The organism is Amorphus suaedae (assembly GCF_053629675.1).
This window is the reverse complement of the sequence record NZ_JBRJIT010000001.1, coordinates 756,665-782,702: the sequence shown is the minus strand read 5'-3', so window position 1 is coordinate 782,702 and position 26,038 is coordinate 756,665. Positions and strand designations below refer to the sequence as shown.

Sequence of the window (26,038 nt, the reverse complement as noted above, 5' to 3'; positions counted from 1 at the left end):
AGTCAGCCGCCCAGGCGTCTCAAGGACGGGCCTGCTTCAGCCGCTCGGCGACGCGGACGGCGAAGTAGGTGAGCACCCCGTCGGCGCCGGCGCGCTTGAACGCCTGCAGGCTTTCCATCATCACCCGGTCGCCGTCGAGCCAGCCGTTGCGGGCCGCCCCTTCGAGCATCGCATACTCGCCCGACACCTGGTAGGCGAAGGTCGGCACCTGGAAGGTGTCCTTCACCCGGCAGATGATGTCGAGATAGGGCATGCCCGGCTTGACCATGATCATGTCGGCCGCCTCGGCGAGATCCAGCTCGACCTCGCGCAACGCCTCGGCCGCGTTGCCGGGGTCCATCTGGTAGGTCCGCTTGTCGCCCTTCAGCGCCGTGTTGGAGCCGATGGCGTCGCGGAACGGCCCGTAGAACGCCGAGGCGTACTTGGCCGCGTAGGACATGATCTGCACGTGGGCGAAGCCGGCCGCGTCGAGGGTCGAGCGGATGGCGCCGACCCGGCCGTCCATCATGTCCGACGGCGCGATGACGTCGGCGCCGGCCTGGGCCTGGACGAGCGCCTGGGCGCAGAGCTGCGCCACCGAGGCGTCGTTGACGATCTCGTCGCCGGACATGAGCCCGTCGTGGCCATGGCTGGTGTAGGGGTCGAGCGCCACGTCGGTGACGATGCCGATCTCCGGCACCGCGTCCTTGATGGCCCGCACGGTGCGGCAGACGAGGTTGTCGCCGTTGAGCGCCTCGCTGCCTTCCGGATCGCGCAGCGCGCTGTCGGTGTAGGGGAACAGGGCGATCGCCGGGATGCCGAGCTTCGCCGCCTTCTCCACGTCGCGCACGACGTGGTCGATGGTCAGCCGGTCGACGCCGGGCATGGTGGCCACCGCCTCGCGGCGGTCGGTCCCGTCGATGACGAAGAGCGGCCAGATCAGGTCGTCGACGGTGACGGTGGTCTCGCGCACCAGCCGGCGGGTCCAGTCGTTCTGGCGCAGGCGGCGCAAACGCCGTCCCTGCAGGATGTCGCGCATGTCCGCCGATGTTCCCGGTGCGGGGCGGTCGATCTTCATCACGGGGCCTCGGGCGTTGATGTCGTTGGGAGGCGACACCCACGCGGGGCGGCGCCGTCCGGTGCGCCTTATTAGGCCCGTTCGGCGCGCGGGTCCAAGGGGTTGGCCGCGACGCAATGTTGCGCTTTGCCAGCGACGGTCGATTCACGGTAGGGAAGAAACAGGGGCGCGGCGCGCGCGAGCAACGAATTCGGGGCAGGATGAGCGACGAAGTCGTCTTCGAGAGGCACGGGCACACCGGGCTGGTGATCCTCAATCGACCCAAGGCCCTGAACGCGCTGACCCACGAGATGGTGCGCGCGATGTATGCCACCCTCAACGAGTGGGCGAACGATCCGCTGCTGCGCCAGGTGATCGTGACGGCGGCGGGCGACCGCGCCTTCTGCGCCGGCGGCGACATCCGCTACATCTGGGGCACGGGCCGCGAGCGCCACGCCGAGGCGGTCTCCTTCTTCCGCGACGAATACCGCCTGAACGTCCTCATCAAGCGCTTTCCCAAGCCGTACATCGCGCTCATCGACGGGATCTGCATGGGCGGCGGCGTCGGCGTGTCGGTGCACGGTTCGCACCGGGTCGCCACCGAGCGCACCGTCTTCGCCATGCCGGAAACCGGCATCGGCTTCTTTCCCGACGTGGGCGGCTCCTACATCCTCTCGCGGATGCCGGCCCACAGCGGCATGTACGCCGGCCTGACGGCGGCGCGGCTCGGCCAGGCGGACTGCCTGTGGGCGGGGCTCGCCACCCATGCGGTCGAGTCCGCCTCCCTCGGCGGCATCAAGGAGCGGCTGCTGGCCGGCGCCGAGCTGGAGAAGACGCTGGCCGAGGCGAGCGTCGCGCTGGAGCTGTCGCCGCTGCAGGAGCTGGAGAGCGAGATTGCCCACTTCTTCGCCAAGCCCAGCCTGGAGGAGATCCTGACCGCGCTGGCCGGCGCCGACGCGGGCATGTCGTGGGCCCGCGAGACGCTGCGGACGCTGCGCGAGCGCGCGCCGAGCTCGCTGGCGATCACCTTCAACGAGATCCGGCTGGCGCGCGACCTGTCGTTCGAGGAGTGCATGGCGATGGAATACCGGATCGTCTCGCGGATCCTCCAGCACGACGACTTCTACGAGGGCGTGCGGGCGGTGCTGGTCGACAAGGACGGGGCGCCGAAGTGGCGGCCGGAGCGGGTCGAGGACCTTGATCCTGCCGTGATTGCCGAGCACTTCGAGCCGCTCGGCACGGCGGAGCTGCGGTTTGACTGACGGCGGCGCGGTCCCGCCCCGCCCGACGGCCCGCGGGGCCGACAACCAGGTGCGTGACGGCGAATGATCGATATCGAGGGCCTCAGGGTCGAGACGGCCAAGTTCAGCTGGCGCACCGCCATGACCTGGTACATGCGCGCGCTGGGCATCGCCTGGATCGCCACCGGCATCGCCGACTGGGCACGCATCATCGGCATGCTGCAGGTGCGCGGCGTCTGGTTCTGGGACCTGCAGGTGGAGCTGCAGATCGCGGTGGTCTATTTCGCCGTGCTGAGCCTGGTTGCCGGCGTCGGCATGTGGCTGACGGTGTCGTGGGGCACGGTGCTGTGGATCCTCGCCGCCACCAGCCAGGTGCTCTGCCACACGGTGCTGACCGACCTGTTCGGATCCGGGATGCTGGTGATCGGCGCCAACGTGCTGACGGTGCTGGTCTATGTCGGGCTGGCGGTGCTGGTGGAGCGGGAGGAGCCGCGCTGAGGCGCGGGCGCGCGCCTGAAGGGGCGCGGCGAACCGGTTGATCTGACAGGCATTTCAGAAAAAGAAGGCGGCGCGGGACCGGCCCGGTGCCGCCAGACCAGCGAGACACTCGGCGAGGAGACCCTACTCATGGCGCGGATCGGCTTCATCGGACTTGGCAACATGGGTGGCCCGATGGCCGCCAACCTCCTGAAGGCGGGCCACACCGTCTCCGGCATCGACCTGGACGAGGGCGCGCTCGCCCGCTTCGCCGAGGCGGGCGGCCGCCGGGCGGCGTCGATCGTCGAGGTGGCGGGCGAGGCGGACGCCATCATCACCATGCTGCCGGCCGGCCACCACGTCCGATCGATCTATCTCGGCGACGAGGGCGTCGTCGCCCAGGCGCGGCCGGACACGATCCTCATCGACTGCTCGACCATCGACGTGGAGACGGCGCGGGTGGTCGCCGACCGGGCGGAGCAGGCGGGCATCGCCATGGTCGACGCGCCGGTGTCGGGCGGGGTGGGCGGCGCCGAGGCCGGCACGCTGACGTTCATGGTCGGCGGCAGCACGGAGGCGTTCGAGGCGGCCAAGCCGTACCTCGAGGTGATGGGCAAGACGGTGGTGCACGCCGGCGGCGCCGGCAACGGGCAGGCCGCCAAGATCTGCAACAACATGGTGCTGGGGATCTCGATGATCGCCGTGTCGGAAGCCTTCAACCTGGCCGACAGGCTGGGCCTCGATCGCCAGGCGCTGTTCGACATCTCCTCCAAGGCATCCGGCCAGTGCTGGTCGCTGACCACATACTGCCCGGTGCCGGGCCCGGTGCCGACCTCGCCGGCCAACCGCGACTACAAGGCGGGTTTCACCGGCGCGATGATGCTGAAGGACCTGAACCTCGCCCAGGAAGCGGCGCGCACGACCGGGACGGCGACGCCGCTCGGCGCCGGGGCCCAGCAGCTCTACACGCTGTTCGCGGCCGACGGGCAGGCCGACCGGGACTTCTCGGCGATCATCGAATATCTGCGCGGCGGCAAGGCCGACGCGGAGTAGGGCGCCGCCGGAACCTGGGCGCGGAGCCCGCGGCGGCGGGGGGCGAAGTCCCGACCCCAACCCCTTGATCCGAGACGGTTTATGCCCGGCGGGCCCGGTCCCTACTTCTCCGGTCCCTGGTGCAGGATGAAGCCGCCGGCGCGCCGCACGTCCTCCTCGGTGACGGGCCCGTAGAACTCCTCCACCGCGTAGTGCTTGCCCCGGTCGGTCTCGGCGAGGCCGAAGCCGTAGAGCGTCACGTCGGACTTGAAGATGTGCTTGCGGTGCTCGGGGCTGCCCATCCACTGCTCGTGGAGCTGGCGCACCGCGGCCTTGTCGGCCGGCGTCGCGCACTTGTAACAGCGAGCGATGTTCTCGGCGAAATGGCCGTACAGCGAGCCGCCGGCGCGCTTGTAGCGGTCCGGCGGCTCTCCGCCGGTCGGCGAGACGTGGGAATAGTAGTTGCGCCGCCGCATGTCGTCGGCGTGGGCCTGGGCCGCGGCGCTCAGCTTGGCGTCGAGGACCAGCGGGTGCAGGCCGGCCTTCGCCCGCTCCTGGTTGACCAGCGACAGGCTGTAGACGCGCAGCGTCTCGATGTTGCTGCTGGCGGCGCTGGCACCACCCGAGCCCGAGGCGCATGCCGCGACGACGCCCGCGACGGCGAACGACGCGAGCAGGCGCACCAGCACGCGCAGGCGCCGGGGGCGGAGCGGATCCGTGATCATCAGCGGGACCGCGCGATCACTTGCCGTCCACCGTCACCGGATCGGACGTGAGCCGCACGCGGCTGGTCTCCACCACGAACACCAGCGAGCTGCCGGCCTCGGCGCCGGCGGGCATCGCGACGGTGGTGTCCAGGGTGCCGTCGGCGGCGGTGGTGACGGTGTCGATCACCACCGGCTCGGTCTCGGGCGCACCGGCGCCGATCTCCACCTCGACGCCGCCGGGCAGGCCGCTGGCGGTGATGGTGATATCGGCGCCGGGGCTCGCCGAGGCGGGGGTCACGGTAAGGTCGGGGCCGGGGGCGTTGGGGGCCTCGACGCCGGGGATGCCGACGCGGGAGCCGGCATTGCGCAGGCTGGCGTCGAGTTCCGGATGATCCTTCAGGTACTCGGAGACCGACTGGCCGGCCTTGTCGGCGGCGTCGCGGATTTCCTCGCTGGCGCGGCCGCTGAAGTCGCGGAGCTTGTCGCCGGCCTGCTGGGCAGCGCCCTGGAGCTCGTCGCCGGCGCTCTGCAGCGCGCCCTTGGCGCGGTCGGCCCATCCGCCGCCGAGCGGGCCGGGCAGCGACACCTCGGTGCCGGGCAGGACGCTGCCGGGAACGAGCGAGGGGTTGGCGTCGGTGATCTCGTCGACGGTCACGTCGCAGCGCGCCGCCACATCGCTCAGCGTCTCGCCCTGCATCACGACGGTCTCCGAGCCGCAGTCGGCGGCGAACGCCGGCACGGCCGGGGCGACGAGGCAGGCCGCGAGGCCGCAGGTGAGGAGGGTGTGTTTCATCGGGGCAGCTCCTGACGGATGCGTCTTTCTGACGGATGGATACGCGAGTCGAACGGCGCGGCAAGCCCGGAGTTCCTGAAGCGGAGCGTGGCCTTATTGCCACAGATCGGCGATTCACCTCCGATTCATCTTATCCCTTAAGGAGGCCTTAGCGCGGCCAGCCGAGGGTTGGCCCTGTTGCACGCACCCGACCCAAGACGGCGCGGCACGACAGGAGGCTCAAACATGACGATGCAATTCGGAGCGCCGGCGCGCCCGGCGGCCCTTTCCGCCGAAGACCTGAAGCCGGTCTTTCTCGACGCCGTCAAGCTGGTGGAGCGCGTTCACCGCCGCTTCCTCGACGTCGTGAAGGACGAGTTCGACCGCCTCGGCCGCACGGACGTCTCGAACGTCCAGGCGGTGCTGATCTATTATATCGGCGACAGCGCGGTGACGGCGAGCGAACTGAAGACGCGCGGCTACTATCTCGGCTCCAACGTCTCCTACAACGTGAAGAAGCTCGTCGAGCAGGACCTGGTCCGCCAGGAACGCTCCGACAGCGACAAGCGCACCGTGCGGCTGACGCTGACGGAAGAGGGGCAGGAGATCGCCGGCATCGTGGAGGCGCTGTTCGACCGCCACATCCACACGATGACCGCCATCAGCGCCATCGAGCCGTCCGACTTCCAGGCGATGACCACCGCCCTGCAGCGTCTCGACCGCTTCTGGCAGGACCAGATCCTCTATCGCATGTAGCGCCTCACGGCCCGGATCCACGCGGTCCGGGCGCAAAGCCCGCCAGCGGGCGGGAGCGGCCGCGTGCGCGGCCGCCGCCTTTCTCATCCCTCGCGCGCAGTCGCCGGCGGCCAGGGCACGAACGCGCTGGTGCGCGCCTTGTAGGCGGCGAAGCCGGCGCGCGTGTCGGCCACGTGGTCCTCGGTCAGCCTGAGCGAGACCACCACGACCACGACGGTGAGCACCGCCGGGCCGAGGAAGGCCCAGAGGCTGCCGGAGAGCGCGAAGGCGACCAGCGCCAGCCCCCACCAGAGCAGGGCCTCGCCGAAATAGTTCGGATGCCGGCTCCACGCCCAAAGCCCGGTCTGGAGCACGGTCCCGGCGTTGGCGGGGGCCGCCCGGTGCGCGGCGAGCTGTGCGTCGGCGACCGCCTCGATCAGCAGTCCGATGCAGAATAGGCCAAAGCCGATCGCGGCGAGCGGCACGTCCGGTGCCGCCCGGGCGGCGGTGAGGGCGACGATGACCGGCGTGGCGATCAGCCACTGCAGCACCGCCTGCAGCAGAAAGATCGAAAACAGGCTCTTCCACCAGAACGTCGGGCCGCCCTGGTCGCGGAAGCGGCGGTAGCGCCCGTCCTCGGCCCGGGCCCGCCGGTGCCGCCGCACGACGTAGTGGGTGAGGCGGATGGCCCAGACGACGATCGCGACGACGAACAGCACCTGGAGGGTGCCGAGCGGCGGTGCCATCAGGGCCGTAGCGGCGGCGATGACCACGAAACCCGCAGCCCAGTAGTAATCGATGACGCTGGCATCCTTCAGGGTGACATGAATTCGCCACATCAGCGTGAACATCACCGCCGCAATCAGAAAGGTCGTCAGCAGAATCGTTCCATGGGATGCGGGCATCAAACCTCCGTGTTCCAGTGAGCTGCGACAGCGCTGAATTGCGGTTTTCACCAGGTTGCGAGGTCCCCGGGGCAAGGTTTCCCGTGGTCTGTGATCGTTGTTTGTTAATCCTCCGCGTGTTAACCCAAATGACCATTTCATCTGGGTGCGTGGGCTGAGTTTCTTGGAGAACTGACAATGACCGTACGTGCGGTTCGGACGCCTGGATCAGCCGCCTGTCGCGTGGCGATGCGGATTGTCGTCGGCATGGCCGTGGCGGGATCGGCGATGCTCGCCGGGCTGTCGCCGCAACCGGCACTGGCGCAGGGCGGATCCGCCCTGCAGGCCCTGCAGGACTACAAGTCCCGCGCCGAGTGGGCCGATCGCTTCGACGCGACGCTGCCGGCGGTGAACTCCGTGAAGTCGTCCGCCCCGACGCTGTCGCCGGAAACGGCCACCTACATCGAGCAGGCGATCCAGCGCTACAACATGATCGTCTCCCAGGGCGGATGGCCGATGGTGCCTCCCGGAGAGCCGACGCTGCGCCTGGGCGTGAAGAATCAGAACGTGCAGGTGCTGCGCCAGCGCCTGATGATCTCGGGCGATCTCAGCCAGACCGCCGGCTCCCCCCAGACCTTCGATTCCTACGTCGACGCCGCCGTGCGCCGCTTCCAGCTGCGCCATGGCCTCAACCCCGACGGCGTCGTCGACCAGAACACGCTGGCCGCGCTGAACGTTCCGGCCCAGGCACGCCTGCGCCAGCTCGAGACGAACCTGGTCCGCGTGCGCTCCATGTCGGGCGACCTCGGCTCCCGCTACGTGATGGTCAACATCCCGGCGGCCGAGATCGAGGCGGTCGAGAACGGCCGCGTCCGTTCGCGCCACACGGCCGTGGTGGGCAAGATCGACCGGCCGTCGCCGGTGCTCTCCAGCAAGATCTACGAGCTGAACTTCGGCCCCTACTGGACGGTGCCGGTCTCCATCATCAAGAAGGACCTGATCCCGAAGATGAAGGAAGACCCGGAGTATCTGACCCGCAACAAGATCAAGATCTATCGCTGGGGCAACACCGAGCAGGAGCTGCAGCCGACCGAGATCGACTGGAACACCGACGAGGCGGCCCAGTACATGTTCCGGCAGGAGCCGGGCGAGGGGAACTCCCTCGGGACGGTGAAGATCAACTTCCACAACACCCACCAGGTGTACATGCACGACACGCCGGCGAAGAACCTGTTCGGTCAGGACTTCCGGTTCCACTCGTCGGGCTGCGTGCGGGTGCAGAACGTCCGCGAGCTGATCACCTGGCTGCTGGAGGGCAACGGCTGGACCCGCGCCCAGGTGGACGAGACGATCCGCTCCGGCGAGCGGCTGGACGTGGCGCTGAAGGTGCAGACCCCGGTCTTCTTCAGCTACATCACCGCCTGGTCGACCTCCGACGGTGTGGTGCACTTCCGCCCGGACATCTACGACCGCGACGGCGCCGAGGGCCTGGCCCTGCGCTGAGACCGTTCCGACGGGCTCACATCGCCGACCAAAACGATGCGGCACCCTCCGGGGTGCCGTTTCGCGTTCCGGGGAGGGCGGTCCCTCCCGTGCGGCTTCCGGTCACGCCCGCCGGTCACGCCCGCGGCAGGCTTTCGGCGCTTTCCGGGGCGGGGCGTGCTGTTGCAATGCATCGTCGCCGACACTATCGTCCGCCGCGAGCGCGAGCGTGTCGCATCCGGGACCGCGGCCCTTGCCGGCCGGCTTCGAATCTCCGGCACCTCGCGATTGAAAAGGTCCCCAATCCGTCGACAAGGGCATCCGCCCTGGTCAGTTAGGGCGAGCGCCCGGAGCCGGCCAACCGGCCGGTTTTCGATTTTCCAGGCGCCATCCAGGTCCTCGACTCGGAAGATGAGAACATGACGACAAGCAGCTCTCCGTCCGCCGCCTTCGACATTCGCGAAGAAGGGTTCTTCACCGCCCCGCTCTCCGAGTCGGACCCGGAAATCTTCGGCTCCATCGAGAAGGAACTCGGTCGCCAGCGGCACGAGATCGAGCTGATCGCCTCCGAGAACATCGTCTCGCGGGCCGTGCTGCAGGCGCAGGGCTCGATCCTGACCAACAAGTACGCCGAGGGCTATCCGGGCCGCCGCTACTACGGCGGCTGCCAGTACGTCGACATCGCCGAGAACCTCGCCATCGAGCGGCTGACGCGCCTGTTCGACTGCCAGTTCGCCAACGTGCAGCCGAACTCCGGCAGCCAGGCCAACCAGGCGGTCCTGCTGGCGCTTGCCAGCCCCGGCGACACCGTGCTGGGCATGAGCCTCGACGCTGGCGGACATCTCACCCACGGCGCGCGACCGAACCTGTCGGGCAAGTGGTTCAACGCGATCCAGTACGGCGTCGGCCACAACTCCGGCCTGATCGACTACGACCAGGTCGAGGCGATGGCGCGCGAGCACAAGCCGAAGATCATCATCGCCGGCGGCTCGGCCTATTCGCGCACCATCGACTTCGAGCGGTTCCGCGCGGTGGCCGACGAGGTCGGCGCCTACCTGATGGTCGACATGGCGCACTTCGCGGGCCTGGTCGCGGGCGGCGTCGTGCCGAGCCCGCTGCCGCACGCCCACGTGGTCACCTCCACGACCCACAAGACGCTGCGCGGCCCGCGCGGCGGCATCGTGCTGACCAACGACGCCGAGATCGCCAAGAAGATCAACTCGGCCGTGTTCCCCGGCCTGCAGGGGGGACCGCTGATGCACGTCATCGCCGGCAAGGCGGTGGCCTTCGGCGAGGCGCTGCAGCCGTCGTTCAAGCTCTACGCGCGCTCGGTGGTCGACAACGCCAAGATCCTCGCCGAGACGCTGCGCGAGAACGGCTTCGACATCGTCTCCGGCGGCACCGACACCCACCTGATGCTGGTGGACCTGCGGCCGAAGGGCATCACCGGCAAAGCGGCGGAAGCGGCACTCGAGCGCGCCGGCATCACCTGCAACAAGAACGGCGTGCCGAACGATCCGGAGAAGCCGACGATCACCTCCGGCATCCGCCTGGGCACGCCGGCGGCGACGTCGCGCGGCTTCGGCACGGCGGAGTTCCGCGAGGTCGGCCTGCTGATCACCGAGGTGGTCGATGGGCTGGTCGCCGCTGGCGGCGACGAGAACGGCGCGGTCGAGGCCGAGGTCAACAAGCGGGTCCGGGCGCTCACCGATCGCTTCCCGATCTATCAGGGTCTCTGAGCCCCGATGCGGTGCCCGTATTGCGGCGGCGGTGAAACGCAGGTCAAGGACTCCCGGTCGACGGAAGACGACACCGCCATAAGGCGGCGTCGGGTCTGTCTGACCTGCGGCGGGCGTTTCACCACGTTCGAGCGGGTGCAGCTGCGCGAGCTGTCGGTGATCAAGCGGTCGGGCCGGCGCGTGCCGTTCGACCGCGACAAGCTAATGCGCTCGGTGCAGGTGGCGATGCGCAAGCGGCCGACGCCGCCCGAGCAGGTCGAGCAGATGGTCTCGGGCATCGTCCGCCAGCTGGAGAGCTCCGGCGAGAGCGAGATCACCGCCGAGGAGATCGGCAACCTGGTGATGACGGCGCTGAAGATGGTCGACGACGTCGCCTACGTGCGGTTCGCGTCGGTCTACAAGGACTTCCGCGAGGCCCGCGACTTCGAGGCGTTCATCGGCGAGCTCGCGCAGCCCGACGACGACCCCCTTCCTCAGGATCAGTGACGGCGCAGGTGGCTGGTGTGAGTGCCGACCGGCAGGCAGATCTCGATCGCCGGTTCATGGCCGCCGCGCTGGCCGTCGGTCGCCGCAACGCCGGGCAGACCTGGCCGAACCCGGCGGTCGGCACGGTCATCGTGCGCGACGACGGCGGCACACCCGTGGTGATCGCCCGCGGCTGGACGGCCGTCGGCGGACGGCCGCACGCCGAGGTGCGCGCGCTCGCCGATGCCGGCGAGGCGGCCCGCGGCGCGACCTGTTACGTCAGCCTCGAGCCGTGCGCCCACTACGGCCGAACCGGCCCGTGCTCCAACGCCCTCATCAACGCCGGCGTCGGCCGCGTGGTCAGCGCGCTGGAGGACCCGAACCCGCTGGTCTTCGGGCGCGGCCTGGCGCGCATCGAGGCGGCCGGCATCTCGGTCACCTCCGGCGTCATGACCGCCGAGGCGGCGCGCGATCACGCCGGCCACATCCGCCGCATGGTCGACGGCCGCCCGCACGTCCGCCTGAAGCTCGCGATCTCCGCCGACGGGGCGATCGGCCGCGACGGGGCGGGGCAGGTGGCAGTCTCCGGCGCCGAGGCGAAGGCGCGCACCTACGCGCTGCGGGCCGAGACCGACGCGGTGCTGATCGGCATCGGCACCGCGCTCGCCGACGATCCGCTGCTCACCTGCCGGCTGCCGGGCCTGGAGGACCGCTCGCCGGTGCGCGTCGTGCTCGACGCGGCGGCACGGCTGCCGCTCGCGAGCAAGCTGGTGCGCACCGCCTTCGAGGCGCCGCTGTGGGTGGTGGTCGGGCCCGACGCGCCGCGCGACCGGGTGACCGCGCTGGCGGAGGCCGGGGCGACCATCGTCTCGCGGCTGATCCGCCCGGGCGGCCGGCTCGACATCCACGACGTCCTGAGAGGCCTCGCCGACCGCGGGCTCACCACCGTCCTCCTGGAGGGCGGGGCGCGGGTCGCGCGCTCGTTCGTCGAGGCGGACCTGGTCGACGAGGCGATCCTCTACCGCGCGCCAACGGTGATCGGGGCGGGGGGCGTGGCGGCGCTCGGCGGGATCGAGCCCGACACGGTGTTCACCGCGCCGGCCTTCCGCGTTCTCGACGACGGACTGGTGGGAGCCGACCGCGTTACCCATTTCTGGCGGGCCGGCTAGGCCACGGCCCGGCGACAGCAGACCCAACGACGAGGCACGACGCGATGTTCACCGGGATTGTCACCGACGTGGGGCGGGTGGCAGACGTCACGCGCGCAGAGGCGGGGATCAGCGCCGCCATCGAGAGCCGCTATCCGGCCGACGGGATCGCCATCGGCGCGTCGATCGCCTGCTCGGGCGTCTGCCTGACGGTGGTCGCCCGCATGCCGACCAACACCGGCGGGTCACACTTCGCCGTCGACATCTCGCCCGAGACGCTGGATCGTTCGACGCTCGGCCGCTGGACGACCGGCACGCGGATCAACCTGGAGCGGTCGCTGACGCTTGGCGACGAACTGGGCGGCCACATCGTCACGGGTCACATCGACGGGGTCGCGGAGCTTCTGGAGCGAACGGAAGAGGGCGAGATGGCGCGCTTCGCGTTCCGCGCGCCGCCGGCGCTGTCGCGCTTCATCGCCGAGAAGGGCTCGGTCGCCCTCGACGGGACATCCCTCACGGTCAACGCGGTGGCGGGGGACGTCTTCACCGTGATGCTGATTCCCCACACCCTGACGGTGACGACGTGGGGCGATGCCAAGCCCGGTGATGCCATCAACCTCGAGGTGGACATGATGGCGCGCTACGTCGCGCGGCTGCAGGAAGCCTCGGCGCCGGCACAAACGCAGGGCTGATCCGCAGGCGACGACTGGACAATGACAGCGCCGCATGGTTCGTCTCTGCACTCGAATTGATCAGGGTGCCCCGTCTGCAACCAGCGGCGGTCGCCCGGCAGCAAATGACGTTTCAAACCGCCTCCGTGGCGCGAGGATTGCCTCGCCAGCCGGCGGGGCGGCTCAAGTGGCACAGTGACCGATGACCCAGACCGCACCCCATGCCCTCATCATCGAGGCACGGTTCTACGACGACCTCGCCGACGCGCTGTTCGACGGCGCCCGCAAGGTGTTCGACGCCCGCGGCGTCACCTATGAGCGCATCCAGGTTCCCGGCGTGCTGGAAATCCCGTCGGCGCTGTCGATGGCACTGACGGCGGCCGAGGAAGGGCGCATCGACTTCGACCTGGTGGTCGCCATCGGCTGCGTCATCCGCGGCGAGACCGGGCACTACGACATCGTCGCCGGCGAGGCCAACCGCGCCGTGATGGGCCTGGTGATCGAGACCGGCGTGCCGTTCGGCAACGGCATCCTGACCGTGGAGAACGGCGAGCAGGCCTGGGAGCGGGCGCACGTGGAGCGCCGCAACAAGGGCGGCAGTGCCGCCGAGGCGGCGCTGGCGATGTACGAGCTGGCTGCCCGGTTCGGAGGATGATCGAGACGATGGCCGATCCCGCTCAACCCGACGCCAAACCCGAACGGCCGGCGAACCAGCGCGGCGTCGCGCGGCTGGCCGCCGTGCAGGCGCTCTACCAGCTCGAAATCACCCGCGCGCCGGTCGCCGACGTGATCGCCGAGTTCGAACTCTTCCGCCTCAAGCAGGAGATCGAGGGCGCCGACTGGCGCGACATCGACCTCTCCTGGTTCCGGGGCATCGTCTCCGGCGTGGTCACCGACCAGCGCGAGATCGATCCGCGGGTGAACGAGGCGCTGGCCGCCGACTGGCCGCTGAAGCGCGTCGACGCGACGCTGCGCGCGATGCTGCGCTGTGGCGTCTACGAGCTGCTGCGCCGCGCCGACGTGCCGGCGCGCGTCGTCATCACCGAGTATGTCGAGGTCGCCAAGGCGTTCTTCGACGGCGACGAGCCGCGCATGGTCAACGGCGTGCTCGACCGCATCGGCCGCGAGATCCGTCCGTCCGAAATGTCCGGATCGCCACGGCCGCCCAAAACATGAGCGACGCGGAGCGCCCGGGCGAGTTCGAGCTCATCGAGCGCTATCTGGCGCCGCTGGCGACCGATGCCGGCGCCGCCGGCCTGAAGGACGACGCGGCGATCGTCCATCCGAAGAGCCGCACCGACATCGTCCTCACCAAGGACGCGCTCGCCGCCGGCATCCATTTCTTCGCCGACGATCCGCCCGGCGCGATCGCCTCCAAGGCGCTCAGGGTCAACCTGTCGGACCTCGCCGCCAAGGGCGCCGAGCCGTTCGGCTACCTGATGGCGCTGGCGCTGCCGGACGACTGGACGGAGGAGTGGCTCGAGGGCTTCGTCGGCGGTCTTGCCGCCGACCAGGCGCGCTACGGGGTGACGCTGCTCGGCGGCGACACCCTGAAGGCGTCGGGCGGCCTCACCGTGTCGATCACGGCGCTCGGCCGGCTGCCGGAGGGCGCCATCGTGCGCCGCTCCGGCGCGATGCCCGGCGACCGCATCTTCGTCACCGGTACCATCGGCGATTCGGCGCTCGGTCTGGCGCTCCGAAAGGAACCGGCCAGGGCGGATGGGTGGCGGCTTTCGCAGGAAGCGCGGACCCACCTGGTGACGCGCTATCTGACGCCGGAGCCCCGGACCGCCGCCGCACAGGCCGTGCGGCGCTACGCCCACGCCGCCATGGACATTTCCGACGGGCTCGTCGGCGACATGCAGCGCATGGCCAAGGCATCGGGCGTCGCGGTGCGCCTCGAGGCGCCGCAGATCCCGCTGTCGTCCGCCGTGGCGACGGCGGTCGCCGCCGACCCAGCCGCATTCGAGCTGGCGATCTGCGGGGGCGACGACTACGAGATCGTCGCCGCGGTGCCGCCGGACCTGGTGGGGGCCTATCTGGTCGAGCTGCGCGACGCGGGGCTGGCCGTGACGGAGATTGGCTCGGTGGAGGAAGGCGAGGGCGTCCGCGTCCTCGGGCGGGACGGTTCGCCGCTCGCATTCGGCGCCGGATCCTTCCATCACTTCTGAGGGGTGCCGAACGTCCGGACCGGATGCGATCTGGATGAACGAGGGCCTTCAAGGCCCTGAGAGCAAAGCGCTTTCCTGACGTGCAATCCGGCTGCCCGAGCGTGCGAGCCCGGAGCCGGAGGCGTTCGGCGCTTGCCCCCGAGCGGGCCGCCGCCGCATTGTGAGGCTCGATTCCGCCTGAGAAGGCGAGCCGGATCGTCCCTCCAGGCATCGATCGAGTTCCCATGACCAGTGCGTCCACCCCCCTGATCGACGACGGGCTCGCGCGCCGCAACGCGCGGCTGCTGGCGGCCGCCCAGGCGATCGGCGGCTCGATGACCTCGATCACCATCGCGACCGGCGGTCTGGCGGGCTTCTATCTCCTCGGGGACGACAAGTCGCTCTCGACCCTGCCGATCACCACGATGGTGCTGGGAACCGCGTGCGGAACGGTGCCGGCGGCGCTGCTGATGCGCTGGATCGGCCGCCGCGGCGGCTTCCTGGTGGGCTCCGCCATCGGCGCGACCGGCGGGCTGTCGGCCTGCCTCGCCGTGCTGTCGGGACATTTCCTGCTGTTCTGCCTGGCGACCTGGGTGACCGGCTTCTCGGCCGCGTTCGTCCAGCAGTACCGCTTCGCCGCCGCCGACACCGCCAGCGTCTCCTTCCGACCGAAGGCGATCTCCTGGGTGCTGGCGGGCGGGGTGCTCGCCGGCGTCATCGGCCCGCAGTCGATCATCCTCACCCGCGACCTGTTCTCGCCGATCCAGTTCGCCGGCGCCTTTGCGGCCCAGGCGGTGCTCTGCGTGCTGGCGATGGGGGTCCTGGTCTTCGTGTTGGTGCCCCGGCAGCCGCGCGCCCAGGGGAAGGGCGGCGGCCGGCCGCTGCTGACGATCCTGCGCGAGCCCAGAATCGCCATCGCGATCCTGTGCGCGGTGGCCTCCTTCGCGCTGATGAGCCTGGTCATGACGGCGGCGCCGCTGGCCATGGTCCAGTGCGGGCTGAGCCAGAACGATGCGGCGCTGGGCATCCAGTGGCACGTGATCGCCATGTTCGGCCCGAGCTTCTTCACCGGCTCGCTGGTCGCCCGCTTCGGCCGCGAGACGATCACCGCGATTGGCCTGTCGCTGCTGCTGGCGGCCGGCATCGTCGCGCTGATGGGCATCTCGGTGGCCCACTTCTGGGTGGCGCTGATCCTGCTGGGCCTCGGGTGGAACTTCGGCTTCATCGGCGCGACGTCGATGCTCACCGACGCCCAGCGCCCCGAGGAGCGGGCGCGCGTCCAGGCCGCCAACGACTTCTGCGTCTTCGGCGTGGTGGCGATGGCCTCGTTCTCCTCCGGCAAGATCCTGAACTTCGCCGGGTGGGAGATGGTCAACTGGGCGCTGTTCCCCGCCGTTGGCCTGACCATCGCGGCGCTCGGGTGGCTGATCCTGACCGGGCGCCACCGCGCGGTCTAGAAACGCATCACCGAGCGGTTGTGCTCTTGACGGCTTTCACCGCGACCGGCACCAATAAGCCGCTCCCGCCGCCGTTCCGGCGTGCCAAAACCAAAACAAAACAAAACGTCTGCGCCGCCAAGGGGGGCTGGCTGCGCGTCAGGGAGAAGCGGAATGGTTGGTGTTCTGATCGTAATTCTGTGCGGGTTGCTATCGGTGCTCTACGGCATCTGGGCGATCCGTTCGGTTATGTCGGCCGATGCCGGCAACCCACGGATGCAAGAAATTGCCGGCGCAATCCAGGAAGGGGCGCAGGCCTATCTCACCCGCCAGTACACCACCATCGCCATCGTCGGCGTCGTCATCTTCATCATCGTCGCCCTCCTGCTGGGCATCACCGTGGCCATCGGCTTCGCCATCGGCGCGATCCTGTCGGCGGCGGCCGGCTTCATCGGCATGCTGGTCTCGGTCCGCGCCAACGTGCGCGTCGCCCAGGCCTCCAGCCGCAGCCTCGCCGCGGCGCTCGACATCGCCTTCAAGTCGGGCGCGGTCACCGGCATGCTGGTGGCCGGCCTCGCGCTGCTCGGCGTGGCCGTCTACTACCTGATCCTCACCGCCGGCCTCGGCTATGCCAACGGCGACCGGGTGGTGATCGACGCGCTCGTCGCCCTCGGCTTCGGCGCCTCGCTGATCTCGATCTTCGCCCGTCTGGGCGGCGGCATCTTCACCAAGGGCGCGGACGTCGGCGGCGATCTCGTCGGCAAGGTCGAGGCGGGCATTCCCGAGGACGACCCGCGCAACCCGGCCACCATCGCCGACAACGTCGGCGACAACGTCGGCGACTGCGCCGGCATGGCGGCCGACCTGTTCGAGACCTACGCGGTGACCGTGGTGGCCACCATGGTGCTGGCCGCGATCTTCTTCGCCGGCACCGATACGCTCGCCGGCGCCACGCTCTATCCGCTGGCGATCGGCGGCGCCTGCGTGGTGACCTCGATCATCGGCACCTTCTTCGTGAAGCTCGGCGTCAAGCAGTCGATCATGGGCGCCCTCTACCGGGGCTTCATCACCACCGCCGTGCTGTCGCTCATCGTGCTGCTGCCGGTGACGTGGCTGGTCTTCGGCAGCCTGACCACGCCGATGACGACCGCGGGCGGGCTCGCCTACACGCCGCTGGCGCTCTACCTCTGCGGCGCCACCGGGCTGGCCGTCACCGGCCTGATCGTCTGGATCACGGAGTACTACACGGGCACGGGCTTCCGGCCGGTGCGCTCGATCGCGGCCGCGTCGCAGACCGGCCACGGCACCAACGTGATCCAGGGGCTCGCGATCTCGCTGGAGGCCACCGCGCTTCCGTCGCTGGTGATCATCGCCGGCATCATCGTCACCAACTCGCTGGCCGGGCTGTTCGGCATCGCCATCGCGGTGACCACGATGCTGGCGCTGGCGGGCATGGTCGTGGCGCTCGACGCGTTCGGTCCGGTGACCGACAACGCCGGCGGCATCGCCGAGATGGCGGACCTGCCGGCCGAGGTGCGCGTCACCACCGACGCGCTCGACGCCGTCGGCAACACCACCAAGGCGGTCACCAAGGGCTACGCGATCGGCTCCGCCGGCCTCGGCGCGCTGGTGCTGTTCGCCGCCTACAACCAGGACCTCCAGTACTTCATCGCCAACTCCGACCAGTACCCGTACTTCGCAGACATCGGTCCCGGCCAGCTCGACTTCTCGCTGGTCAATCCGTACGTCGTCGTCGGGCTGTTCTTCGGCGGCCTGCTGCCGTTCCTGTTCTCCGGCATTGCCATGACCGCCGTCGGGCGGGCCGCGGCCGCCGTCGTCCAGGAGGTGCGCCGGCAGTTCAAGGAGAACCCGGGCATCATGGAAGGCACGGTGCGCCCGGACTACGGGCGGGCGGTCGACATGCTGACCAAGGCGGCGATCAAGGAGATGATCGTGCCGTCGCTGCTGCCGGTGCTGTCGCCGATCGTCGTCTACTTCCTGGTGCTGGCGATCGCCGGCAAGGCCAACGCCTTCGCGGCGGTCGGCGCGATGCTCCTCGGCGTGATCGTCACGGGCCTGTTCGTCGCGATCTCGATGACCGCCGGCGGCGGCGCCTGGGACAACGCCAAGAAGTACATCGAGGACGGCCACTACGGCGGCAAGGGCTCGGAGGCCCACAAGGCGGCCGTGACCGGCGACACCGTCGGCGATCCCTACAAGGACACCGCCGGACCGGCGGTGAACCCGATGATCAAGATCACCAACATCGTGGCGCTGCTGCTGCTGGCGGTGCTCGCCCACTGACACCCGCCGCGGCTTCCCCCGAGGGGAGCCGCGTCCGGCCCGACGAGGGCCAAAAAGCAAAAACGCCCGCGTCCAGCCAGGACGCGGGCGTTTTCGTTGGGGAAGGGGCAGGGGCGATTCGCCGGCCGGTCCCGGTGTTTCGAAGGCGAGCCGGCGTCCGGTTCGCGCGGGGAGCTACAGCGACGGCTGCAGCACGCCCTTGAGCACCTGCGAGACGAAGCCGAGGTCCTCGCCCGTGGTCGGGGTCTTGCGGGCGATGAAGTCGAACACCTTGCCGTCCTTCAGGCCGTACTCGGCGATCTCGCGCACCCGCCCGTCGCTGTCGAAATAGACGGCGAGGATGCGCCGGTCGATGGTGCGGGGATTGAGGAAGCGCACCGGTTGCAACTCGGTCTGCGAGATGTAGTAGAACACCTCGTTGTTGGTGACGCCCGTCGTCGACGGCGTGCCGAGGGCGAGCTCCACCTGCTCGCGGCTTGCGCCGACGGGCGCCTGCTGCAATTGCTCCTGGGTGATCTTCTGGCCGTGAACGAACGTTTCGGACGTGCCGCAGCCGGACAGGCCTACGACGAGAAGAAGCGCCGCCAGACCTGCCTTGGTAACGGGCAGCGCCTGGAACGCGGAATGGGTGGCTCGGGAACGGGCTTTGGATGAGGTGCGCAAGGTCGGGTCCATCAGGGCCGGAGAAGCGCCGGAAACATCGGCACGTGTACGGAACATGGTTTTCGGATTTTTCAATCGTCGCAAGAGTGTTGACGTCGGGCCGCTGTATCTGTCGATCGTGGCGCAGGCGCGGCAGGCTGTCTTTTATCGCGACTTGGCCGTGCCGGATACCATCGATGGTCGTTTTGAGATGGTGGTCATGCATCTCGTCCTCGTCATCGAACGTCTGAGGGGCGAAGACAAGGCGATATCGGCCGTGGGGCAAGGGGTTTTCGACCTTTTCCTCAAGGACATGGACCGAAACCTGCGCGAGATGGGCGTCGGCGACATGTCCATCGGCAAGCGCATGAAGAAGATCGGCCGCTCGGTCTACGGGCGATTCGACGCGTTCGGGCCGGCGCTGAAGACCGGCGACCGGCCGGCGCTGGCGGCCGCCATCGACCGCAACGTGTTCGCCGGCGACCCGCATCCGGGAGAAGCGAACCGTCTGGCCGCCTACGCGTTGGAAACCGCGGGGCGATTGGCATCGCAGACGACATCCGATATCGAGGCTGGACGGGTGGACTGGCCCGTGCCGGATGACGTGCAACAAGGACAGGACGGATGACGGGAAGCTTTCCGCTCAGCCATCCCATATCGGTCGACGAGGTTCCGCCGGCCGGTGTGACGGTGAAGTTCAGCGCCGACGAGAGCGAACGCGCGGCGCTGGCCGAGGTCTACGACATCTCCGCGGTGAACGCGCTGGAGGCGGTGCTGACCGTGAAGCCCTGGCGACGCGACGGGCTGTCGGTGCACGGCACGGTGGTCGCCTCCGTCACCCAGCCCTGCGTCGTCACCCTGGAGCCGCTGGTGCAGCAGGTGGAGGAGGAGATCGATCTCCACTTCCAGCCTTCGATGCGCATCCGCAGCCAGGGCAAGGAAATCTCCATCGACCCGACCGGCGAGGATCCGCCCGACGTCTTCGACGGCGATTCGCTCGACCTCGGCGCCATCGCCGCCGAGCACGTCGCGCTCGGCATCGACCTTTATCCGCGCGCGCCCGGCGCCAGCTTCGACCTGGAGGTCGAGGAGGAGGAGGAAGAGGAGGCGGAGCCGTCTCCCTTCGCCGTTCTGGAGCAGCTGAAACGCGGTCGCGACGAATGACGCGCCCTCCCTCCCGAGGGCAGAATGTGGTTGTACGGAAAGTCGAAAAGGGTATTGTCCTGCGGCCACTCGGGACGGCATCAATCGACCGCCGCGACACATTCGGCCGGCCTTCGGCCTGCACGAAAAAGACGGCATCCGAGACGTCGGGCAGAGCGTTGTCCGTCCAGCCAGGAGCGAGGAGCGTGGCGATGCGGGCGATCACCATCGACGGGCCCAATGGACTGCCGCCGGCGCCCACCCGGGCCGCCGCGCCGGACGACGCGGGGCGCCTTCGGCTCCGCACGCGCGCCCCGGCTGCGATCCGGCCACCGTTTCCGGCCACACCTTCCATCGACGGGGTCATCCGTCGTGCATGAACACAGACCCTAGGTCCAACAAGGCAATGGCGAAAACCGTCTCGCTCTCGCTCGATGCCATGGGCGGCGACGGGGGCCCCGAAGTGGTGCTTCCCGGAGCCGAAATCGCGCTGACGCGATGCCCGGAGATCCGCTACCAGATCTTCGGCGACCTCCCGCGCCTCGAGCCCATCATGGCCAAGCTGCCCCGCCTTGCCGAGGCGAGCACCCTGCATCACTGCGAGGTGTCCGTCAGCATGGACGACAAGCCCAGCCAGGCGCTGCGCCAGGGCCGCTGGAAGTCGAGCATGTGGAAGGCGCTCGAGGCCGCCAAGAGCGGGGCCGCGGGCGCCGTCGTGTCGGCCGGCAACACCGGCGCGCTGATGGCGATGGCGAAGTTCTGCCTGCGCCCGATGCCGCACATCCAGCGCCCGGCCATCGCGGCGATCTGGCCGACGATCCGCGGCGAGTCCATCGTGCTTGACGTCGGCGCCACCATCGGCGCCGACGCCCAGCAGCTCATCGACTACTCCATCCTGGGCGGCGCCATGTCGCGCGCCGTGTTCGGCATCGAGCGTCCGACGGTGGGCCTGCTCAACGTCGGCGTGGAGGAGGTGAAGGGGCTGGAGGAGATCAAGGCCGCCGGCCGGATGCTGCGCGAGGCCGATCTCGCCTCCATCGACTATTTCGGCTTCGTCGAGGGCGACGACCTCGGCAAGGGCACCGTCGACGTGGTGGTGACCGAGGGCTTCTCCGGCAACATCGCGCTGAAGACCGCCGAAGGCACCGCCCGTCAGATCTCGGAATATCTGCGCAGCGCCATGAGCCGCACCATCCAGGCGCAGCTCGGCTACCTGCTCGCCAAGCCGGCGTTCGAGCGGCTGAAGGAAAAGATGGACCCGCGCAAGGTCAACGGCGGCGTCTTCCTGGGCCTCAACGGCCTGGTAATCAAGAGCCACGGCGGCACCGATGCGGAAGGCTTCGCCGCCGCCGTCGAACTCGCCTACGACATGGTCAGGAACGAACTGATGCATCACATCGCTACGGATCTCGCGGCTTACCACGCGTCCGGCGAGGCCGTGCTGGCGGACCGCGGGAAGGAGGCCGCTACGTGAGTTGTACCCGCTCGGTGGTGCTGGGGTGCGGGAGCGCGCTGCCTGACCGTGTGCTGACCAATGCTGACCTCGCGGTCATGGTCGACACCTCCGACGAATGGATCCTGCAGCGGACGGGCATCCGGGAACGGCGGATCGCCGCTCCCGACGAGACGACCGTGGACCTCGGACTGCGCGCCGCCCAGCGCGCGCTCGCCGAGGCCGGCGTCGCGCCGGACACGATCGACCTGATCATTCTCGCCACCGCCACGCCCGACAACACCTTTCCCGCGTCCTCCGTCACCGTCCAGGAGCGCCTGGGCATCACCACCGGGATGGCGTTCGACCTCCAGGCGGTCTGCTCGGGCTTCGTGTTCGCGCTGACCACGGCGGATGCCTACCTGAAGAACGGGCTGGCCCGGCGCGCGCTGGTGATCGGCGCGGAGACCTTCTCGCGCATCCTCGACTGGGAGGACCGGACCACCTGCGTGCTGTTCGGCGACGGCGCTGGCGCGGTGGTGCTGGAAGCGGCGACGGGCGACGGGACGGTCGCGGACCGCGGCGTGCTCGCCAGCAAGCTGCGCTCGGACGGACGCCACAAGGACAAGCTCTACGTCGACGGCGGGCCGTCCTCGACCCAGACCGTCGGACACCTGCGGATGCAGGGCCGGGAGGTGTTCAAGCACGCCGTGGCGATGATCACCGACGTCATCGAGTCGGTCTTCGAGCAGACGGGAACCACCGCCGACGACATCGACTGGTTCGTGCCGCACCAGGCCAACAAGCGCATCATCGACGCCTCGGCCCGCAAGCTCGGCATCCCCGAGGAAAAGGTCGTCTCGACGGTCGACCGGCACGGCAACACGTCGGCCGCCTCGATCCCGCTCGCCCTCGACGTCGCCGTCAAGGACGGCCGCATCAAGCGGGGCGATCTGGTGCTGCTGGAGGCGATGGGCGGCGGGTTTACCTGGGGCGCCGTGCTGGTCCGCTGGTGAGCGCGTAACATAAACGTCGCAACGGCGGTTTCTGGTCCCTGCCATGGACTTGCGCGGTTGACCATGGTTGCGCAGCGCAATACCTTGCCGGTTGTCTGTCGGGTGCCCTGTCGCACGCCGACCAATCCAGTTCGGCGAGGAGGCCATGGCGGGACGGACCGTTACGCGGGCGGACCTGTGTGAGGCTGTCTACCAGAAGGTCGGTCTCTCGCGTACAGAGTCCGCCGATCTGGTGGAAATGGTCATCCACGAAATCGCCGAGACCCTGGTCAACGGGGACCCAGTAAAGCTGTCGTCGTTCGGGACGTTCGCCATTCGGGAGAAGGGTGAACGCGTCGGCCGGAATCCGAAGACCGGTGAGGAAGTGCCGATCGCGCCCCGGCGTGTCATGGTCTTCAAGCCGTCGAACGTCTTGAAAAAGAAGATCAACGACTCGTTGGGCGCCGGGGTGCAGGCGAAATAAGAGCGATCAACCGATGGCGGAGCCTGTGAGCGCCGGTAGCGATCAAAAGGGACCCGAGGCCTATCGGACGATCAGCGAGGTCGCGGGCGACCTCGACCTGCCGCAGCACGTCCTACGCTTCTGGGAAACCCGGTTCGGACAGATCAAGCCGATGAAGCGCGCCGGCGGGCGCCGCTTCTACCGGCCGCAGGATGTCGAGCTGCTGCGCGGCATCCGCCATCTCCTGTATTCCGAAGGCCTGACCATCCGTGGCGTCCAGAAGGTGCTGCGCGAGCAGGGCCCGAAGCACGTCGCCGCGATCGGTCGCGGCGAGGCCGACGCCAACACGCCCGTCGAGGCGCCGCCGCCGAAACTGAAGCCGGCCCGCTTCCGCGAGACGGCGGACGAGGCGCAGGCGTTCTTCCCGTTTTCCGAAGCCTCCGCCGACCGCGGGCCAGAGCCGCCCGAGCGGGAACCCCGCCAGGCCACCCTCAGGGTCAGCGACGACGACTTCGATGACGACGATTTCCAGCCGGCCGCCTACGCGAAACGGCCCCGCAAGGATCCCCCGATGACGTCCGCCCCGAGCGATCCTGCGCCGTCGCCGTCTCAGGCTCCGTCACGGTCTCCGTCCCCATCTCCCGCGGCGGCTCCGTCACCGGCTCCCGCCGCGCCGCGCCGGGCCGATACGCCGCAGGTCAGGCCGCCGGAACCGCGCCTGCGCCCGAGCGAGGAGCCCGCCCGCTTCGAGGCGGACCGGGACGCCCTGGACGAGCCGCTGCCCAAGGGCATCCTGCCAGAGGACGAAATGCCGACCCCCGAGCCCGAGGCGCACCATTCCGGCTTCCGCTTCCTCGATCGCCTGAAGCGCGAACCGCACCAGCCGACGGCCAGCAAGGGCGACAGCACGCTGTCGCGCGAGGACGTGCGGGATCTGCAGGCGGCGCTGTTCGAGCTTCTCGAGTGCAAGCGGCTTCTCGACCGCACGCGCTAGAGCCCGCGCCCTCTGGGCCGGACGAGGATCGACCTTCAAGTCATTGGGAACGAGTGGTCTTCTGGCGGGCGAAAGCGCCCGGCGGGCGGCCGCATCGCGTCCTGTGCGACCCGGCTGTCGGCCGTGGTCCGCGCAAAAAAAAAGACGGCGAAGCCCCCAGCCGCACCGTCCAAGTTGCACGGACCCGCGGACAAGCGTCGTTCGCAGGTCCGAGCGGACGGATGAGAGGATCGCACCGGCAGGTGACGGGGGCATGACGGTGCCGGCGGACCCGGGCCGTTCCCGGGCAGGCGGACAACCGATTAGACCGCGACGTGCGCTAACGCAGGAAGGGCGACCGCGTGGCCGACGCCATCGACGGCGGCCGCTGCCGGGCGCGGGTGAGCGTGGCGCTCCAGTCGAAGACCAGCACCGACAGCAGAAGCAGGATCGTGCCGGGGGCTGAGGCCGGGAAGAACAGACTGCTTTCCAGGGTGTTGAGCAGCAGGATGCCGATGATCAGGCAGGCGACGCCGTAGACCGGCGCGATCCGGCCGAGGTCGCCCGGCGTCAGCCGGAAGATGCGCCTCAAGGCGGCGAACAGCGCCACGAGGTAGACCAGCACCAGGGCGATCCCGAGCATCCCGAGCTGGATCGCGATGTCCAGATAGCCGTTGTGGGACTGGTTGTAGCGCAGCATCAGCCAGTAGTTCCCCGACCACCAGCCGGCCTTGTTCAGCAGCGGATGCGCGGCGTCGGGGACGCTCCAGTGGGCGCCGAACCCGTCGCCCAGGAACGGCGACTGGTTGATGTAGTCGACGGCGGCGCGCCAGAGGTCGGTGCGGCCGGTGAAGCTGGCGTCGCCGCTGCCGGCCTCGATCCAGGTGTCGAGCGACCAGTCGAGCGCGCCGCTCAGCACGAACGCCAGAGCGAGGCCGGCCGCGAGCAGCGCCATGATCAGCGCGGCCGGGCCGCGGCCGGACCGCAGCAGCACCAGCGTCGGCAGGATGGCGAACCAGGTGATCGCGAAGCCGCCGATGCTGTTCTTCGACTGGGTCAGCAGGAGAAACACGATGCCGGCGGCGACCAGGCCGGCGATCGCCAGCCGCGTCAGCGTCGATCGGGCGACGAAGAACTGCGGGCCGATGAAGGCCAGCGCGATGAACGCGAAGCTGCCGGCCATGTTCTTGTGGAGATGAAGCGCCGCCAGCCCGATCGGCGTCCAGCTCTGGCCCGGAACCACCGCGGTCGCGACGAGATCGGCCACGAGCGCCAGGGCGGCGGTGACGGCGCAGACGGCCAGCAGGCGCGACGCCGGCCGCACCCATACGGTCACGCCGAGGATGATCACCAGATAGATCCAGTAGACGACGGACCGGCGGATGGTGAGGTGAGGGAAGCGCGACCAGAGCACGGACACGGACATCAGGCCGACGACCAGGAGAATCGGCCAGCACGTCTTCGCCAGCCGCAGCGCCTCCTTCGGCCGGGCGGCGCACAGGAGCAGGCCGGCCGCGAACATCGCGAGCAGGATGAGGCGCCGCCTGGCATCGCCGTCGGCCACCCCGGCGCTGCCCGCCTCCAGCCGCACGAACGGATAGATGCCGACCAGCTCGTAGACGAGCAGGGCCACGAGCAGCAGGGTGGCGACCCAGGTCATCAGCACGTCGAGGCGCTGCGAGGCGCGCATCCGGGGCGATGGCGCCGGACCCGAGCCGGCGGAAATCATCCGCGTCTGCGAGGACGCGCGGCCGGCGGGCGGGGGCTTCAGGAACGGGGAGGGGCCGGTGGCAGGGCGCGTTCGCATCGGCCCGGGGCCCTTGATGAACGTGACGACGACGGCGCCGAAGGTAGTCGATCGCCGCTGGCCCGCCAACAGCGGCGTGGCCGCCGCGCAATCCAGGAAGGGACCGATGCGGACTTGGCAGACGGAAGATGGTGGGGGGAGTGGTCGGAGCGGCGGGACTCGAACCCACGACCTCCTGCGCCCCATGCAGGCGCGCTACCAGGCTGCGCTACGCTCCGACGGTGCTCGCTAGGTATCCGTTTGATGCCGCGGGTTCAAGCGACAAACGGCGCGGAGCGGGTCGTGTCCCGATAATTCGGCAAAA

General features: G+C 69.4%; 25 protein-coding genes, 1 tRNA gene and 1 pseudogene. 20 read left to right on the top strand and 7 right to left on the bottom strand.

Annotation, left to right across the window (positions count from 1 at the left end; genetic code table 11):
• Nucleotides 1–19 precede the first annotated feature (19 nt).
• On the bottom strand, nt 20–1,057 hold the full coding sequence (hemB, locus tag AB7M35_RS03465) for a porphobilinogen synthase (RefSeq protein ID WP_453957296.1): 1,038 nt from the start codon (nt 1,055–1,057) through the stop codon (nt 20–22).
• 200 nt (nt 1,058–1,257) lie between these two features.
• On the opposite strand from hemB, the gene AB7M35_RS03460 reads away from it, so the two are divergent.
• The 3 genes from AB7M35_RS03460 (at nt 1,258) to mmsB (ending at nt 3,807) form a co-directional block, all read left to right on the top strand.
• Nucleotides 1,258–2,298 carry an enoyl-CoA hydratase/isomerase family protein gene (locus AB7M35_RS03460; RefSeq protein WP_453957294.1) on the top strand — a complete coding sequence of 347 codons (1,041 nt, stop codon included), beginning with the start codon at nt 1,258–1,260 and terminating at the stop codon, nt 2,296–2,298.
• A 63-nt stretch (nt 2,299–2,361) separates the two neighbouring features.
• Nucleotides 2,362–2,775 carry a DUF6163 family protein gene (locus AB7M35_RS03455; protein ID WP_453957292.1) on the top strand — a complete coding sequence of 138 codons (414 nt, stop codon included), beginning with the start codon at nt 2,362–2,364 and terminating at the stop codon, nt 2,773–2,775.
• Between the two features lie 129 nt (nt 2,776–2,904).
• Complete coding sequence (mmsB, locus tag AB7M35_RS03450; protein ID WP_453957290.1) at nt 2,905–3,807, top strand: 3-hydroxyisobutyrate dehydrogenase; 903 nt, start codon at nt 2,905–2,907, stop codon at nt 3,805–3,807.
• A gap of 101 nt (nt 3,808–3,908) precedes the next feature.
• Here the strand turns inward: mmsB and AB7M35_RS03445 are convergent, their stop codons facing one another.
• Both AB7M35_RS03445 and AB7M35_RS03440 read right to left on the bottom strand, forming a co-directional pair.
• Entirely contained in the window at nt 3,909–4,511 is a 603-nt protein-coding gene (locus AB7M35_RS03445) for a CAP domain-containing protein (protein WP_453957288.1), read from the bottom strand.
• Between the two features lie 16 nt (nt 4,512–4,527).
• Complete coding sequence (locus AB7M35_RS03440) at nt 4,528–5,286, bottom strand: LysM peptidoglycan-binding domain-containing protein (RefSeq protein WP_453957286.1); 759 nt, start codon at nt 5,284–5,286, stop codon at nt 4,528–4,530.
• 225 nt (nt 5,287–5,511) lie between these two features.
• Between AB7M35_RS03440 and AB7M35_RS03435 the strand changes: the two genes are divergently transcribed.
• Nucleotides 5,512–6,021: a MarR family winged helix-turn-helix transcriptional regulator gene (locus tag AB7M35_RS03435; RefSeq protein WP_453957284.1), complete on the top strand. Its 510-nt coding sequence runs from the start codon at nt 5,512–5,514 to the stop codon at nt 6,019–6,021.
• A gap of 83 nt (nt 6,022–6,104) precedes the next feature.
• Here the strand turns inward: AB7M35_RS03435 and AB7M35_RS03430 are convergent, their stop codons facing one another.
• Entirely contained in the window at nt 6,105–6,905 is an 801-nt protein-coding gene (locus tag AB7M35_RS03430; protein WP_453957282.1) for a DUF1295 domain-containing protein, read from the bottom strand.
• A gap of 228 nt (nt 6,906–7,133) precedes the next feature.
• Here AB7M35_RS03430 and AB7M35_RS03425 point away from each other — a divergent pair, with 228 nt between their 5' ends.
• From AB7M35_RS03425 to AB7M35_RS03380, 10 genes are all read left to right on the top strand, one after another.
• Entirely contained in the window at nt 7,134–8,387 is a 1,254-nt protein-coding gene (locus AB7M35_RS03425) for a L,D-transpeptidase family protein (RefSeq protein ID WP_453960593.1), read from the top strand.
• Nucleotides 8,388–8,785: 398 nt separating this feature from the next.
• Complete coding sequence (gene glyA, locus AB7M35_RS03420; RefSeq protein WP_453957280.1) at nt 8,786–10,105, top strand: serine hydroxymethyltransferase; 1,320 nt, start codon at nt 8,786–8,788, stop codon at nt 10,103–10,105.
• Between the two features lie 6 nt (nt 10,106–10,111).
• Nucleotides 10,112–10,591: a transcriptional regulator NrdR gene (nrdR, locus tag AB7M35_RS03415; RefSeq protein ID WP_453957278.1), complete on the top strand. Its 480-nt coding sequence runs from the start codon at nt 10,112–10,114 to the stop codon at nt 10,589–10,591.
• Between the two features lie 56 nt (nt 10,592–10,647).
• Nucleotides 10,648–11,739 carry a bifunctional diaminohydroxyphosphoribosylaminopyrimidine deaminase/5-amino-6-(5-phosphoribosylamino)uracil reductase RibD gene (ribD, locus tag AB7M35_RS03410; protein ID WP_453960591.1) on the top strand — a complete coding sequence of 364 codons (1,092 nt, stop codon included), beginning with the start codon at nt 10,648–10,650 and terminating at the stop codon, nt 11,737–11,739.
• Nucleotides 11,740–11,783: 44 nt separating this feature from the next.
• The gene (locus tag AB7M35_RS03405) at nt 11,784–12,410 is read left to right on the top strand and encodes a riboflavin synthase (RefSeq protein ID WP_453957276.1); all 627 of its coding nucleotides are present in this window, start codon (nt 11,784–11,786) and stop codon (nt 12,408–12,410) included.
• Nucleotides 12,411–12,591: 181 nt separating this feature from the next.
• Nucleotides 12,592–13,044 (top strand): 6,7-dimethyl-8-ribityllumazine synthase, encoded by a 453-nt coding sequence (ribH, locus tag AB7M35_RS03400; RefSeq protein ID WP_453957274.1) that lies wholly within the window; start codon nt 12,592–12,594, stop codon nt 13,042–13,044.
• An 8-nt stretch (nt 13,045–13,052) separates the two neighbouring features.
• Nucleotides 13,053–13,565 carry a transcription antitermination factor NusB gene (nusB, locus tag AB7M35_RS03395; RefSeq protein ID WP_453957272.1) on the top strand — a complete coding sequence of 171 codons (513 nt, stop codon included), beginning with the start codon at nt 13,053–13,055 and terminating at the stop codon, nt 13,563–13,565.
• Complete coding sequence (gene thiL / locus AB7M35_RS03390; RefSeq protein ID WP_453957270.1) at nt 13,562–14,560, top strand: thiamine-phosphate kinase; 999 nt, start codon at nt 13,562–13,564, stop codon at nt 14,558–14,560. The genes nusB and thiL overlap by 4 nt, the downstream gene beginning before the upstream one ends.
• A gap of 224 nt (nt 14,561–14,784) precedes the next feature.
• A complete protein-coding gene (locus AB7M35_RS03385) occupies nt 14,785–15,996 on the top strand; it encodes an MFS transporter (protein ID WP_453957268.1) in 1,212 nt (403 codons plus the stop codon).
• A gap of 153 nt (nt 15,997–16,149) precedes the next feature.
• A complete protein-coding gene (locus AB7M35_RS03380) occupies nt 16,150–18,279 on the top strand; it encodes a sodium-translocating pyrophosphatase (protein ID WP_453957265.1) in 2,130 nt (709 codons plus the stop codon).
• 174 nt (nt 18,280–18,453) lie between these two features.
• Here the strand turns inward: AB7M35_RS03380 and AB7M35_RS03375 are convergent, their stop codons facing one another.
• Nucleotides 18,454–18,954, bottom strand: a complete 501-nt coding sequence (locus AB7M35_RS03375) for an outer membrane protein assembly factor BamE (RefSeq protein ID WP_453960588.1) — start codon at nt 18,952–18,954, stop codon at nt 18,454–18,456.
• Between the two features lie 43 nt (nt 18,955–18,997).
• Here AB7M35_RS03375 and AB7M35_RS03370 point away from each other — a divergent pair, with 43 nt between their 5' ends.
• From AB7M35_RS03370 to AB7M35_RS03345, 6 genes and pseudogenes are all read left to right on the top strand, one after another.
• The gene (locus AB7M35_RS03370) at nt 18,998–19,549 is read left to right on the top strand and encodes a ubiquinol-cytochrome C chaperone family protein (RefSeq protein WP_453957263.1); all 552 of its coding nucleotides are present in this window, start codon (nt 18,998–19,000) and stop codon (nt 19,547–19,549) included.
• Nucleotides 19,546–20,085 (top strand): YceD family protein, encoded by a 540-nt coding sequence (locus tag AB7M35_RS03365; RefSeq protein ID WP_453957261.1) that lies wholly within the window; start codon nt 19,546–19,548, stop codon nt 20,083–20,085. The genes AB7M35_RS03370 and AB7M35_RS03365 overlap by 4 nt, the downstream gene beginning before the upstream one ends.
• Nucleotides 20,086–20,470: 385 nt before the next feature.
• Entirely contained in the window at nt 20,471–21,538 is a 1,068-nt protein-coding gene (plsX, locus tag AB7M35_RS03360) for a phosphate acyltransferase PlsX (RefSeq protein ID WP_453957259.1), read from the top strand.
• Nucleotides 21,535–22,512 (top strand): beta-ketoacyl-ACP synthase III, encoded by a 978-nt coding sequence (locus AB7M35_RS03355; RefSeq protein ID WP_453957257.1) that lies wholly within the window; start codon nt 21,535–21,537, stop codon nt 22,510–22,512. The genes plsX and AB7M35_RS03355 overlap by 4 nt, the downstream gene beginning before the upstream one ends.
• A gap of 145 nt (nt 22,513–22,657) precedes the next feature.
• Nucleotides 22,658–22,975 carry an integration host factor subunit alpha gene (locus AB7M35_RS03350; RefSeq protein ID WP_453957255.1) on the top strand — a complete coding sequence of 106 codons (318 nt, stop codon included), beginning with the start codon at nt 22,658–22,660 and terminating at the stop codon, nt 22,973–22,975.
• Between the two features lie 13 nt (nt 22,976–22,988).
• A pseudogene (locus AB7M35_RS03345) lies at nt 22,989–23,268 on the top strand (MerR family transcriptional regulator); the annotation flags it as partial.
• A 999-nt stretch (nt 23,269–24,267) separates the two neighbouring features.
• Here the strand turns inward: AB7M35_RS03345 and AB7M35_RS03340 are convergent.
• Complete coding sequence (locus AB7M35_RS03340; RefSeq protein ID WP_453957253.1) at nt 24,268–25,617, bottom strand: O-antigen ligase family protein; 1,350 nt, start codon at nt 25,615–25,617, stop codon at nt 24,268–24,270.
• A gap of 258 nt (nt 25,618–25,875) precedes the next feature.
• A tRNA-Pro gene (locus tag AB7M35_RS03335) sits at nt 25,876–25,952 on the bottom strand.
• Nucleotides 25,953–26,038 lie beyond the last annotated feature (86 nt).

Excerpts from the sequence above, each read along its gene's own strand:
- hemB (WP_453957296.1), bottom strand. The coding sequence starts at position 1,057 with ATGAAGATCGACCGCCCCGCACCGGGAACATCGGCGGACATGCGCGAC.
- AB7M35_RS03460 (WP_453957294.1), top strand. The coding sequence starts at position 1,258 with ATGAGCGACGAAGTCGTCTTCGAGAGGCACGGGCACACCGGGCTGGTG.
- AB7M35_RS03455 (WP_453957292.1), top strand. The coding sequence starts at position 2,362 with ATGATCGATATCGAGGGCCTCAGGGTCGAGACGGCCAAGTTCAGCTGG.
- mmsB (WP_453957290.1), top strand. The coding sequence starts at position 2,905 with ATGGCGCGGATCGGCTTCATCGGACTTGGCAACATGGGTGGCCCGATG.
- AB7M35_RS03445 (WP_453957288.1), bottom strand. The coding sequence starts at position 4,511 with ATGATCACGGATCCGCTCCGCCCCCGGCGCCTGCGCGTGCTGGTGCGC.
- AB7M35_RS03440 (WP_453957286.1), bottom strand. The coding sequence starts at position 5,286 with ATGAAACACACCCTCCTCACCTGCGGCCTCGCGGCCTGCCTCGTCGCC.
- AB7M35_RS03435 (WP_453957284.1), top strand. The coding sequence starts at position 5,512 with ATGACGATGCAATTCGGAGCGCCGGCGCGCCCGGCGGCCCTTTCCGCC.
- AB7M35_RS03430 (WP_453957282.1), bottom strand. The coding sequence starts at position 6,905 with ATGCCCGCATCCCATGGAACGATTCTGCTGACGACCTTTCTGATTGCG.
- AB7M35_RS03425 (WP_453960593.1), top strand. The coding sequence starts at position 7,134 with ATGCGGATTGTCGTCGGCATGGCCGTGGCGGGATCGGCGATGCTCGCC.
- glyA (WP_453957280.1), top strand. The coding sequence starts at position 8,786 with ATGACGACAAGCAGCTCTCCGTCCGCCGCCTTCGACATTCGCGAAGAA.
- nrdR (WP_453957278.1), top strand. The coding sequence starts at position 10,112 with ATGCGGTGCCCGTATTGCGGCGGCGGTGAAACGCAGGTCAAGGACTCC.
- ribD (WP_453960591.1), top strand. The coding sequence starts at position 10,648 with ATGGCCGCCGCGCTGGCCGTCGGTCGCCGCAACGCCGGGCAGACCTGG.
- AB7M35_RS03405 (WP_453957276.1), top strand. The coding sequence starts at position 11,784 with ATGTTCACCGGGATTGTCACCGACGTGGGGCGGGTGGCAGACGTCACG.
- ribH (WP_453957274.1), top strand. The coding sequence starts at position 12,592 with ATGACCCAGACCGCACCCCATGCCCTCATCATCGAGGCACGGTTCTAC.
- nusB (WP_453957272.1), top strand. The coding sequence starts at position 13,053 with ATGGCCGATCCCGCTCAACCCGACGCCAAACCCGAACGGCCGGCGAAC.
- thiL (WP_453957270.1), top strand. The coding sequence starts at position 13,562 with ATGAGCGACGCGGAGCGCCCGGGCGAGTTCGAGCTCATCGAGCGCTAT.
- AB7M35_RS03385 (WP_453957268.1), top strand. The coding sequence starts at position 14,785 with ATGACCAGTGCGTCCACCCCCCTGATCGACGACGGGCTCGCGCGCCGC.
- AB7M35_RS03380 (WP_453957265.1), top strand. The coding sequence starts at position 16,150 with ATGGTTGGTGTTCTGATCGTAATTCTGTGCGGGTTGCTATCGGTGCTC.
- AB7M35_RS03375 (WP_453960588.1), bottom strand. The coding sequence starts at position 18,954 with ATGGACCCGACCTTGCGCACCTCATCCAAAGCCCGTTCCCGAGCCACC.
- AB7M35_RS03370 (WP_453957263.1), top strand. The coding sequence starts at position 18,998 with ATGGTTTTCGGATTTTTCAATCGTCGCAAGAGTGTTGACGTCGGGCCG.
- AB7M35_RS03365 (WP_453957261.1), top strand. The coding sequence starts at position 19,546 with ATGACGGGAAGCTTTCCGCTCAGCCATCCCATATCGGTCGACGAGGTT.
- plsX (WP_453957259.1), top strand. The coding sequence starts at position 20,471 with ATGGCGAAAACCGTCTCGCTCTCGCTCGATGCCATGGGCGGCGACGGG.
- AB7M35_RS03350 (WP_453957255.1), top strand. The coding sequence starts at position 22,658 with ATGGCGGGACGGACCGTTACGCGGGCGGACCTGTGTGAGGCTGTCTAC.
- AB7M35_RS03340 (WP_453957253.1), bottom strand. The coding sequence starts at position 25,617 with ATGCGCGCCTCGCAGCGCCTCGACGTGCTGATGACCTGGGTCGCCACC.